The organism is Streptomyces sp. NBC_00523, from assembly GCF_036346615.1.
Lineage (GTDB): Bacteria > Actinomycetota > Actinomycetes > Streptomycetales > Streptomycetaceae > Streptomyces.
This window is the reverse complement of sequence record NZ_CP107836.1, coordinates 2,787,882-2,799,943: the sequence shown is the minus strand read 5'-3', so window position 1 is coordinate 2,799,943 and position 12,062 is coordinate 2,787,882. Positions and strand designations below refer to the sequence as shown.

8 protein-coding genes are annotated in these 12,062 nt (G+C 71.6%); 5 read left to right on the top strand and 3 right to left on the bottom strand.

Annotated elements, in window-relative coordinates; translation table 11 throughout:
- Nucleotides 1–128: 128 nt before the first annotated feature.
- Together OHS17_RS12530 and OHS17_RS12525 are read right to left on the bottom strand one after the other, a co-directional pair.
- Nucleotides 129–899, bottom strand: a complete 771-nt coding sequence (locus OHS17_RS12530) for an ABC transporter ATP-binding protein (RefSeq protein WP_330312227.1) — start codon at nt 897–899, stop codon at nt 129–131.
- Nucleotides 892–1,830, bottom strand: a complete 939-nt coding sequence (locus tag OHS17_RS12525) for an ABC transporter permease (protein WP_383167618.1) — start codon at nt 1,828–1,830, stop codon at nt 892–894. The genes OHS17_RS12530 and OHS17_RS12525 overlap by 8 nt, the downstream gene beginning before the upstream one ends.
- A gap of 157 nt (nt 1,831–1,987) precedes the next feature.
- Between OHS17_RS12525 and OHS17_RS12520 the strand changes: the two genes are divergently transcribed.
- From OHS17_RS12520 to OHS17_RS12500, 5 genes are all read left to right on the top strand, one after another.
- Entirely contained in the window at nt 1,988–2,611 is a 624-nt protein-coding gene (locus OHS17_RS12520) for a TetR/AcrR family transcriptional regulator (RefSeq protein WP_330312226.1), read from the top strand.
- A gap of 215 nt (nt 2,612–2,826) precedes the next feature.
- A complete protein-coding gene (locus OHS17_RS12515; protein ID WP_443066133.1) occupies nt 2,827–6,351 on the top strand; it encodes a bifunctional glycosyltransferase/CDP-glycerol:glycerophosphate glycerophosphotransferase in 3,525 nt (1,174 codons plus the stop codon).
- A 145-nt stretch (nt 6,352–6,496) separates the two neighbouring features.
- Nucleotides 6,497–7,714, top strand: a complete 1,218-nt coding sequence (locus OHS17_RS12510; protein ID WP_443066170.1) for a glycosyltransferase family 39 protein — start codon at nt 6,497–6,499, stop codon at nt 7,712–7,714.
- A gap of 40 nt (nt 7,715–7,754) precedes the next feature.
- Nucleotides 7,755–9,269, top strand: a complete 1,515-nt coding sequence (locus OHS17_RS12505) for a bifunctional glycosyltransferase/class I SAM-dependent methyltransferase (RefSeq protein WP_330312223.1) — start codon at nt 7,755–7,757, stop codon at nt 9,267–9,269.
- Nucleotides 9,270–9,339: 70 nt separating this feature from the next.
- Complete coding sequence (locus OHS17_RS12500; protein WP_202542688.1) at nt 9,340–9,714, top strand: EamA family transporter; 375 nt, start codon at nt 9,340–9,342, stop codon at nt 9,712–9,714.
- Nucleotides 9,715–9,791: 77 nt separating this feature from the next.
- Here the strand turns inward: OHS17_RS12500 and OHS17_RS12495 are convergent, their stop codons facing one another.
- On the bottom strand, nt 9,792–11,948 hold the full coding sequence (locus tag OHS17_RS12495; RefSeq protein WP_330312222.1) for a bifunctional glycosyltransferase/CDP-glycerol:glycerophosphate glycerophosphotransferase: 2,157 nt from the start codon (nt 11,946–11,948) through the stop codon (nt 9,792–9,794).
- Between the last annotated feature and the right edge of the window lie 114 nt (nt 11,949–12,062).

Here is a 12,062-nt window from a genome sequence, read left to right as displayed (position 1 = left end):
CGGGTGGGGTGGGCGGCTGCGGGTTCGTGGCCGCTCGCCCCTTTGTCCTCAATCGCCGGACGGGCTCAAAGGATGCCCTCAAGCGCCGGGCAGGCTTGATGTGGCCGGCGCTTGAGGGCGTTGTGCGGCTATCGCTTCTTCGTGAAGCGTTCGTACTCCGCCATGACTTCCTTGGCCGGGCCGTCCATGCGGAGGGTGCCGGACTCCAGCCACAGGGCTCGGTCGCAGGTTTCGGTGATGGACTTGTTGTGGTGGCTCACCAGGAACACCGTGCCGGCCTGTTCGCGCAGTTCGAGGATGCGGGCCTTGCTGCGTTGCTGGAAGCGGGCGTCGCCCGTGGAGAGGGCCTCGTCGATCAGCAGGACGTCGTGGTTCTTCGCGGCGGCGATCGAGAAGCGGAGGCGGGCGCCCATGCCGGAGGAGTACGTGCGCATCGGCAGGGTGATGAAGTCGCCCTTCTCGTTGATGCCGGAGAAGTCCACGATCTCGTCGTAGCGCTCCCGGATCTCCGCCCGCGTCATGCCCATCGCGAGGCCGCCCAGCACCACGTTGCGCTCGCCGGTCAGGTCGCCCATCAGCGCGGCGTTGACGCCGAGCAGCGAGGGCTGGCCGTGGGTGTGGACGCGACCCTTCGAGGCGGGGAGCAGGCCCGCGATCGCCTTCAGCAGGGTCGACTTGCCCGAGCCGTTGGAGCCGATCAGCCCGATCGCCTCCCCCTTGTACGCGGCGAAGCTGACGCCCCTGACGGCGTGCACCTCGCGCACCCCCGGGGCCTGCCGGCGCGACGCGATCCGGCTCAGCGCGGAGGTGGCGCTGCCCCGGCCGGTACGGGCGCCGTTGACCTTGTACGTGATGTGGACGTCGTCCACGACGACCGTCGGGATCAGGGAATCAGCCACGTCCGTAACTCTCCTCGGCCTTCCAGAAGTAGACGAAGCCGCCCGCGCCGCACACCAGCGCCCAGCCGGCCGCGACCGCCCAGACGTGCGGGGGCAGCTGGTTCGCGCCGAAGCTGTCGATGAGCGCGAAGCGCACCAGGTCGATGAAGACGGCCGCCGGATTCAGTTCGAGCGCGAGCTTCACCCAGTCCGGCACCCGGTCGCCGCTCAGCATCGTGTCCATGCTCCACATCACGCCCGACGCGTACATCCAGGTGCGCAGCACGAACGGGGTGAGCTGCGCGATGTCCGGGGTGCGCGCGGCGAGGCGGGCCATGACCATCGAGATGCCGGTGTTGAACACGGCCTGGAGGGCCAGCGCGGGGGCGGCGAGCAGCCAGGCCGGCTGCGGGTACTGCCCGAAGGCCAGCAGGATCAGGACCAGCGCGCCCAGCGAGAACAGCAGCTGCTGGAGCTGTTGCAGGGCGAGCGCGATCGGCAGCGAGGCGCGCGGGAAGTGCAGCGCCCGTACGAGCCCGATGTTGCCGCTGATCGCCCGCGTGCCGGCGGTGATCGAGGAGCTGGTGAAGGTCCAGATGAAGACGCCCGTGACCAGGAACGGAACGAAGTCCGGCACACCGTGCTTCGTCTTCATCAGGATGCCGAAGATGAAGTAGTAGACCGTCGCGTTGAGCAGCGGGGTCATGATCTGCCAGACCTGGCCCAGCTTCGCCTGGCTGTACTGGGCGGTCAGCCTGGCCGTGGCGAAGGCCGTGATGAAGTGCCGCCGCCCCCACAGCTGACGTACGTACGCGCGCAGCGAAGGCCGCGCGCCGCTCACGGTCAGCCCGTGGCGCTCGGCCAGCGCGGCGAGCTCGCCGGAGCCGTACACGGGCGGGGAGAGGGGCGGCGGGCTGTCCACCGGGGCCGGGGCTGTTGTCTGGCTCACCACGATCGCTTTCGACGGGAGGCGGGCAGGCGGGGGCACGGCGTGCGGGCGGGAAAGACGCGCCCTGCGACGGGACGGGACCGTATCGTCGCAACGCCGAGGGTAGGACGTACTCACGTCGGAACGCAACCGTTTCGTCGTCGCGGACTATGATTCCGCCATGACCACCGACCCCGGAAGCCGCCGCCGAGCCCCGGCGGGAGCCGCCGTCCTGCGCGAGGACGTGACCGACGCCATCCGCAGCGCGGTGTTCGCCGAGCTCGCCGCGGTCGGGTTCGCCCGGATGTCCATCGAGGGCATCGCCCGCCGGGCCGGCGTCGGCAAGACCGCCGTCTACCGGCGCTGGAAGTCCAAGCTGCACCTGGTCCTGGACCTGGTCTCGGCCGTCGCCGCGCAGGGCATGCCCGCCCCCGCCACCGGCTCCCTGTACGGGGACGTGCGCGCGGTCCTCGAACTGGCCGCGTACGCCCTGCGCCACCCGCTGGCCTCCCAGGTCATCCCGGACCTCCTGGTCGAGGCGGCCAGGAACCCGGAGATCTCCGACGCCATCAAGGCCGCTCTGCTCGACCCGCAGCAGGGCGTCGCCGCCGTGGTCGTCCGGGACGCCGTCGCGCGCGGCGAGCTGCCGCCCGGCAGCGACCCCGACCGCGCCCTCGACCTGATCGTCGGCCCGCTCTACTGGCGGCTCGCGGTGGTCCGGGGCGAGCTGCCCCCGGGCTATCTGGACGACCTCGCGGCCTCCGCAGTGGCGGCGCTCACACAGGGTGCCGACCCCGCCGGGTGAGGGCTCGCGGGGGTGTGCCAGCGTGCTTGTAGGGGTCACCCTTCGATCGGTTAATCTGGTGGGCGGGCCGCCCACCGGGCCTTCCGGAGCATGTGCACGGGGCGAGCACGGTGCAGGCGCAGTCACTCGTTCGGGACCGTAACCGGTGACCCCCGACCGCCTCTGCGGTTGAGCCCTACGGATAGCCAGGCCCTTGATGAACGGACGTGCTCAACATGCCGCCACGGCTCAGTGTCGTTGTCCCCGTCTACAACGTGGAACTCTTCCTGACGGACTGTCTGAAGTCCCTCGCGGAGCAGACCATGACCGACCTCGAGGTGGTGATGGTCGACGACGGGTCCACCGACGGCAGCGCCGCGCTGGCGGCCGAGTTCGCCGCGAGCGACGACCGCTTCAAGCTGGTCAGGCAGAAGAACGGCGGACTGGGGCACGCCCGTAACACCGGCTTCCGCAACGCCCACCCGGAGAGCCGCTACCTGGCCTTCTGCGACAGCGACGACATCATCCCGCCGAACGCCTACGAGCTGCTGGTCGAATCGCTGGAGGAGACCGGCTCGGACCTGGCGTCCGGCAACGTCCTGCGGCTGCGCGCCGGCGGCAAGCTGGTGCAGTCGCCGATGTTCCGCAAGCCGATGGCCACCACGCGCAAGCGCACCCACGTCTCGCGCGACCTGGACCTCCTCGGCGACCGCATCGCCTGCAACAAGGTCTTCCGCCGCTCCTTCTGGGACAAGCACGAGTTCGCCTTCCCGGTCGGCGCGCTGTACGAGGACATCCCCGTCGTGCTGCCCGCCCACTTCCTGGCCGGCTCGGTCGACATCGTCAAGGACCCCGTCTACTACTGGCGCGACCGCCCCGGCTCCATCACCACCAGCCGGGCCGTCGTCCGCGGCATCCACGACCGCGTCGCCCACGTCCAGGGCGTCTCCGAGTTCCTGGCGGAGAACCGCACCCCCGCCGACAAGAACCACTACGAGGCCCACGCGCTGGCCAACGACCTCTGGTACTTCATGGAGGTCCTGCCGGACGGTGACCAGGAGTACCGGGACGCGTTCCTCACGTACACCAACAAGTTCATCGACCAGGTCGACCCCTCGGTGCTCGACGGGCTGCCGCTGCGCCTGCGCGTGATGTGGTACCTGGTGCGCGAGCACCGCATGGACGAGCTGCTGGCGCTGCTCCTCCAGGAGAAGCGGGAACCCGGCGCGTTCGAGGTCAGCGGCCTGCGCAAGCGCGTGGCCCACTACCCCGTGCTCACCCGGCCGCTGCCCGCCCCCGTGGCGCGCGTCGGCGACCGCGACCTGCCGCTCGCCGCCCGGCTGCGCGACGCCCAGTGGCGCGACGGCAAGCTGCACCTCAGCGGCTACGCGTACATCCGCAACCTGCCGGTCAGCTCCGGGGCCAGTGAGTTCCGGATCGGCTGGCTGCGCGCCGGCCGGCGCCATGTCGTCCCGCTCCGGCTGCGCCGCACCGACGAGCCCGAGGCCACCGCCCGCTCCCGGCAGAGCCTGCACGACTACCACCGCGCCGGCTTCGAGACCTCCGTGGACGCCTCCAAGCTCCGCATCCAGGGGGACAGCGGCCCCAAGCAGCTCACCTTCCAGTTCCAGGTCGGCATCGCCCGGGGCGGTCTGCTGCGCCGCTCCTTCCCCTCGGTCCGCGAGGCGTCCGTCGCTCCGCCCGTCCACCGCCCCGACGGCGACCACCGCATCGCTTCCGCCTTCGAGGGCGACAAGCTGGTGCTGCACTCCGAGCGCGTCGACGCCCGCTTCGAGACCCACGGCCCGGGCGAGCGGCCCGGCACCGTCAAGGTCTCCGGCGTGGTCCGCGCCCGCCTCGTCAAGGACGAGCTGACCCTGGTCCTGACGCACGGCGCCAGCAAGACCACCGTCGAGGTCCCCGTCACCGTGGGCACCGGCGCGGGTGCCGGCTGGAACCGCTTCACCGCCGAGCTGCCGCTCGCCGCGGTCGAGGAGAACCGCCCCGCGGGCGAGGACGCCCCGAAGAACGTCGCGTACAGCATCCACCTCGTCGGTACGGGCCTGAAGGCGTCGCTCGACGCCCCAGGCTCGGTCCACCCCGGCCGCTACCCGCTCGCCGACGGGCCGGACGGCGGCCGCCGCGAGCTGGCCCTCACCGTCAGCGCGCGCGGCAACCTGGTGATCGCCGACCGTCCCGTGCAGCCCGCCGTCGAGCTGGCCAGCTGGACGGACGACGGCCGGCTCTTCCTGGAGGGCACCTACCCCGAGGACCCCGAGCACCCGGTCGAGCTGATCGCGCAGAACAGCGCCCACCGCGAGGAGCAGGTCTTCCCGGTCGAGTTCACCGGCCCCGAGAGCGCCCGCCGCTTCCGGGCCGAGCTGCGGCCGGACGCCGTGGAGGGACCGGGCGGTGCCGTGCCGCTCGGCGAGGGCAACTGGTACTTCTTCTTCCGGGACAAGGGCGCCGCCGACGAGAGCGGCGACCGCGCGCTGCGGCTCCCCGCCTCCGCCTTCCACACGCTGCCCGCCACCCGCACGCTCGGCGGCCGCGACTACACCCTGGAGCGCCGCTTCGGCGACCAGCTCCTCGTCGTCTCCGGCTCCGTGCTCAGCGCCGCCGAGCGCGGCCCGCGCGCCAAGCGCCTGCTGAGCGAGGCGTACGCGGCCCAGCGCTCCGAGCCGCTGCGCGCCGCCGCGCTCTACAGCACCTTCGACGGCCGCCAGTACTCGGACTCGCCGCGCGCGGTGTACGAGGAGCTGGTGCGCCGGGGCACCGAGGTGGAACACATCTGGGTCGTCCGCGACCAGCAGGCGATCGTCCCCGAGGGCACCACCGCCGTCGAGCAGGGCTCGGCCGCCTGGCACGAGGCGCTGGCCCGCAGCCGCTACATCGTCACCAACACGCAGCTGCCCGAGTGGTTCGTGCGCCGCGAGGACCAGACGGTCGTCCAGACCTGGCACGGCACCCCGCTCAAGCGCATCGGCCTCGAACTCGCGGGCACCGCCCAGGCGAACGCCGGGTACATCGCGACCCTCGCCGAGCGGGCCAGGCAGTGGAACTTCCTGGTCTCGCCGAACACGTACTCCACGCCCGTCCTGCGCCGCTCGTTCGGCTTCGAGGGCGAGGTGCTGGAGTGCGGCTACCCGCGCAACGACATCTTCCACGCCGCGGACCGCGCCAAGGTCGCCACCGCGGTACGGGAGAAGCTGGGCATCCCGGCCGGCAAGCGCGTCGTCCTGTACGCACCGACGTGGCGCGAGGACCAGCGCCTCGGCGGCGGGCGCTACTCGCTCGGCCTGCAGCTCGACCTGGCCGCCGCCGAGCGCGAACTCGGCGAGGACACGGTGCTCCTGGTGCGCCGTCACTACATGGTCACCGACCGGCTCCCGGACAGCGGTACGGGCTTCGTCAAGGACGTCTCGCGCTACCCGGACGTCGGCGAACTCATGCTCATCAGCGACGCCCTGGTCACCGACTACTCCTCGCTGATGTTCGACTTCGCCCAGACCGGGCGGCCGATGCTCTTCCACACGTACGACCTGGAGCACTACCGCGACACGCTGCGCGGGTTCAGCTTCGACTTCGAGAAGCGGGCGCCCGGACCCCTGATCCCGGGCTCCGACGACCTGATCGCCGCGCTGAAGGACCCGGAGAAGGCCATCGCCGGACACGCCAAGGCGTACGAGCAGTTCCGGCACGACTTCTGCGACCTGGACGACGGCCGGGCCACCGCCCGCGTGGTCGACCGCATGCTGTAGCCGCCCCTGAGGGAGCCACGACGCCCGGCCGGTCCGCACCGGCCGGGCATCGGCGTGTCCGGGGCCGCTGTTTACGCCACGGTGACGATTCGCTGCGTCGCATAGCGTCGCCGCCTTGCTACGTTCTGCTTTCATGGGTATCCGAATGTGGGGCGAAACGGACGTGCGGCAGGCCAGGGCCGCCGTGCTCGTCGCGGCGACCGCGGGCCTCCTCACCCGCATGATCATCGCGGCCAACTCGCCCGGCCCCGCCGACGTGCGGATCTTCGCGGGGTTCGCGAAGGCCATCACCGGGTACGGCCCCGTCCGCATCTACGCGCACCCGCTGCCCGGGCTCCCCGTCTACAACCACCCGCCGCTGGCCGGGTGGATGCTGCTGGGCCTCGACCGCCTCACCGAGCTCGGCTTCTCCTTCGCCACGCTGATCCGCGTCCCCGCGTCGGCCGCCGACTTCGCCTGCGCGGTCCTCGTGTTCGAGATCGTCCGCCGCCGCGCCACCGTGCGCACCGCGATGCTCTGCGGCATCGGCGTCGCCGTCAGCCCGGTGCTCATCGCGACCTCCGGCTACCACGGCAACACCGACGCCGTCGCCGTCGCCTTCGCGCTGGCCGCCGCCCACCTCCTGGCCGACCGGAAGGCGCCGCTCGCGGCGGGCCTCGCGGCGGCGCTCTCGATCAGCGTCAAGTTCATCCCGGTCGTGGTGATCCCGGCCCTCTTCGTGACCGCGCTGCGCGGCGGGCGGCCGGTCCTGGTCCGCTTCGCCGCCGGGTTCGCCGGGGTCACCGCGCTCGTGTGGGGCCCGGCGCTGCTGACCGTGCCCCTGGACCTGACGCACAACGTCCTGGAGTACGCGGGCGGCAGCTACCGGCTCTGGGGGCTCGTCCGGTTCGCGGACGTCCTCGGGATGCCCGAGCCGGTCATCGCCTTCATGCAGGGCGGCGGCCACTTCCTCTTCGTGCTGCTCTGCGTGGCCGCCGGGATCCGGCTCGCCTGGCTGCGGCCCGCCGAGGCGCCCGGCGTCGTCGCCGTCACGCTGGGGCTGCTGCTGCTCCTGTCCACCGCGTCCGGACTCCAGTACCTGACCTGGGCCGCCGCCGGGATGTTCGTGCTCGGCCCGGTCGAAGGGTTCGCGTACAGCGCGGTCGTCGGCCTGGTCGCCGTCCTCGGCTACAGCGGGCGCTCCGCCGTGCGCTGGAGCGAGCCCGTGCTGTACCTGGGCGCGGCCGGCTGGTTCGTCCTGGCGGCGGGCCTGCTCACCGGCGCCCGCCGCATCCTCGCCACGCCCCCGGACGCCCTCCCCACCGAGCGGGCAACGGTCTCCGCACCCCGTACGGAATTCCGCTCCTGCTCCACCGTCGACTGATCCCGCAACCCCGTCCCCGACCGCAACTGGAGAACGCCCCGTGAAGGAAAGCCCGAGCCCCAGGATCGGCATCCTGGTGGTCGCGTACAACGCGGAGACAACGCTGGAGAAGACCCTCGACCGGATCCCGGAGGACTTCCGGTCGCGGATCGAAGAGATCCTCATCCTCGACGACGCGAGTCACGACGCCACCTTCACGGCGGGCTGCCGCTGGTCGCAGGCCGAGGGCATGCCCCGTACCGTCGTGATGCGCCACACCAAGAACCTCGGCTACGGCGGCAACCAGAAGGCCGGATACGCGCTGGCCGCCGAACACGGACTCGACATCATCGTGCTGCTGCACGGCGACGGGCAATACGCCCCCGAGCTGCTGCCCGAGATGGTCGCGCCGATCGAACGCGGCGAGTGCGAAGCCGTGTTCGGGTCCCGGATGATGACGTCCGGCAGCGCGCTCAAGGGCGGCATGCCGATGTACAAGTGGCTCGGCAACCGCATCCTCACCCGGCTGGAGAACGGCCTCCTGGGCTCGGACCTCACCGAATTCCACTCCGGCTACCGCGCGTACAGCGTCGCCGCCCTCAAGCAGCTGCCGGTCGACCGGAACACCGACGCCTTCGACTTCGACACCCAGATCATCGTGCAGCTGCTGAACGCGGGCATGCGGATCAAGGAGATCCCCGTCCCCACCTACTACGGCGACGAGATCTGCTACGTCAACGGCATGAAGTACGCCAAGGACGTGGTCAAGGACGTCCTCGAATACCGGCTGGCCGTCAAGGGGTTCGGGACCTGCCGGTGGATCCCCAAGCCCGTCGAGTACGCCTTCAAGGAGGGCGACGGCTCCTCGCACGCGGTCATCCTGGACAAGATGCGCGCGCTGCCCCCCGGCCGCGTCCTCGACCTCGGCTGCTCCGGCGGGCTGTTCGCCGAGCGGCTGGAGTCCCTGGGCCACGAGGTGACCGGCGTCGACTACGTGGAGGTGCCCGGCGTCCGCGACCGGTGCAGCCACTTCCACCTCGCCAACCTGGAGGAGGGGCTGCCCGCCGAGGCCGGGAGCGGCTTCGACTACGTGGTGGCCGGTGACGTCATCGAGCACCTGTCACGCCCCGAACGCGTCCTCGCCGAGGCGGCGTCCGTGCTGCGGCCGGGCGGCCGGATGCTGCTGTCCGTTCCCAACTTCAGCCACTGGTACTCCCGGCTGCGGGTCGCCGTCGGCGCCTTCGACTACGACCGCCGGGGCATCCTCGACGAAACGCATCTGCGCTTCTTCACCCGGGCCAGCCTGCGCCGCACCGTGCGCGCCGCCGGCTACGACGTCCTCGAACTCTCCTCCACCGGCGCGCCGTTCTGGTCGCTGCTCGGCCGGGGACCGCTCGCCGCCGTGCTCGGCGGGGCGTCGAGGCTGCTGACCCGCGTCCGGCCGACGCTGTTCGGCTATCAGCACGTCGCGCTGCTCACCCCGCACGCGGCCGAGACGATCATCGCTGGAGAGCACGTCGATGTACAGGACATCCTCAACCGACAGTACGTCCCCGCCGACCGGGTCGGTGTCTGAGGCGCCCCGCCCCGGACCCGCGCCCGCCCGGGCGCCCGAACCCCCCGCCCCCGCAGTCAGGAGCAAGTCCTTGACCCTCCCCAGTGTGCTGCTGCTCCTCTTCGCCGTGTTCTCGTCGGCGGGCGGCCAGATCATGCTCAAGCACGGGATGAAGGGCGCCGCGGCCGCCGCCGGGCGCGACGGCGGGTCCGTCGCCCTGCGTGCCGCGGGCAGCCCCTGGGTGGTGTTCGGGCTGCTGGTCTTCGCGGTGTCCGCGCTCGCCTGGATGACGACGCTGGCCAAGGTGCCGCTCTCCGTCGCGTACCCCTTCAACGCGCTCGGCTACCTGCTGATCGTGCTGGCCGGGGCGACCGTGCTGCACGAGCGGACCTCGCTGTGGACCTGGGGCGGCTCGCTGCTCGTGGTGGTCGGCCTGATCACGGTCATGGCCGGTCAGCAAAGTTAGAGACGCCACGCCGAGGGGCCCGCCGCCGGAACGTTCCGGTGACGGGCCCCTCGGCGTCGTACGGGTCGGTCGTACGGCTAGGCGTCCTCGCCCAGCAGCACGCGGCGCACCACGCGCTCGGCGGCGCGGCCGTCGTCGTACGGGCAGAAGCGCTCCTTGAACGCCTTCAGCAGCGCCTCGTTCTCCGGGCTGTTCCAGCTGCCGTCGGTGAAGATCGCCGCCAGCTCGTCCGTGTCCGTGGCCACGGCACCCGGCGTCTCGCCCGGCTGCCCGGACAGCAGGTCGAAGACGACACCGCGGACCGTGCGGTACGTCTCCCAGTCCGGGGCGAGGATCACGATCGGGCGGTTCAGGTGGGCGTAGTCGAACATCACCGAGGAGTAGTCGGTGACCAGCGCGTCCGCCGCCAGGCACAGGTCCTCGACGCGCGGGTACGTGGAGACGTCGATGACCGACGCGTTCTCCGGGAGGCCCGAGCCGCCGTAGAAGTAGTGGGCGCGCATGAGGACCACGGTGTCCGGGCCGACGGCCGCGCAGAACCGGTCCAGGTCCAGGCGGTTGGTGAAGCCCGCCTCGTAGTCGCGGTGGGTCGGCGCGTAGAGCACGGCGCGCTGGCCGGGGCGGATGCCCAGGTCCTCGCGGATCTTGGCGATCTGCTCCTCGGTGGCCGTCGCGAAGACGTCGTTGCGCGGGTAGCCCGTCTCCAGCGGGCGCGCCGCGCTCGGGTAGGCGCGGGACCACACCTCGGTGGAGTGCGGGTTGGCCGAGACGCTCCAGTCCCAGCGGTCCACGCGCTTCAGCAGCCGGTCGAAGTTGAGCCCCTGGGCGGCGGCCGGGTAGTTCTGCTGGTCCATGCCCATGATCTTCAGCGGGGTGCCGTGGTGGGTCATGACATGGATCTGGCCGGGGCGCTTGACCAGGTGGTCCGGGAAGTTGACGTTGTTGAAGAAGTACGTGGCACGGGCCAGCACCGACCAGTAGCGGCGGGTCCCGGGCACCACGTAGTCGATGCCCTTGGGCACCGAGTCCACGTTCTTCTTCGACACCACCCACACGCCGTGGATGTCGGGCGCCAGCTCCTTGGCCTTGCGGTAGATCGCCTCGGGGTTGCAGCTCACGCCGCGGTTCCAGTAGGCGGCGTACACGGCCAGCTTCGGGTCCAGGGGCAGCTTGCGCTGCGCCTTGTAGTAGCGCTTGGTGAACTGCTTCTTCGCCTTGGCGCGGGCCGTGCTGGGCGCGGCGCGCAGGCTGCGGCGGGTGGCGAGCGCGGTGTCCAGAGCGCCGAGCGCGGTGTACTTGCCGCCGCCCATCAGCTGCGGGCGCAGCCCCTTGGCGCCGCCGGGGAACTTGAAGCCCTCCGGGCGGTGCGCACCGTGGAAAGCGCCGACCGCGCCGACGTACTGCCGGCGGCGCTTGGTCACCGTCGGGTACGCGGCCAGCAGTTCCTGCACCGCACGGTCGAAGAGGAGCCCGCGCACGTCCTTCAGGGCCGGGCGCGCCTCCACGAAGGTCATCAGCGCGTCGTACGCCTCGACCAGCTCCAGCGGGGTCGAGCCCGTCCGGGGCTCCACGTCGTCCACGAGGGCGGGCAGGTGGCGCTGCTGGCGGTGCTCGACGCAGGCGGTGCCCAGCGTGGCCACCGATGCGGCGACGGCGACGGTCGCCAGCGCGTACATCCGCTCGCCGTGCGGGCCCGGGCCGAAGGTCACCGTCTCGCGCTCCAGGAGGGCGCGGCGGACCGCGCGGTTCCAGGAGACCGGGGCGATGTCCAGGAGGTCCGGGCGCTTCGCCAGCGTGAACGGGCCCTCGGGCATGCCTTCCAGCTTCTCCAGCGACCGCGTCGAGCGGACCTTGCCGCGGAAGGGGCGCTTCTGGTGTCCGAACAGCAGCACGTCCGGGTCGCCGGTGGCGTCCAGCCGGTCCGCGACTGCCTGCAGCGCGCCGGGCAGCTGGACGTAGTGGCCCTCCAGGAAGAGGACGTACTCGCCGGCGGCCTCCTCGATCCCGGCGTTGCGCCGGCCGTGCGCCCCGGCGCCCGGCTCCAGGTGCACGGCCCGGACGCGGCTGTCGCGCGCGGCGAACTCGTCCAGGACCAGGCCCGAGCCGTCCGGAGCGCCGTCGTCCACCCCGATGACCTCGATGTCCGTGAACGACTGCGAGAGCACCGACTCCAGGCACTCGCGCAGGCTTCCTCGGGCGCGACGGACAGGGATGATGACACTCAGCCGGGGCATACGGACTCTTTCTCGGACTGTGCGTACTGGGAGAGCACACAGCGTACTGGGGCGGGCTCCGCAGGACGGGTCAGGGGGCGGGCGGGCGTACGAAGGCCGAAGAGACGGGCGCGT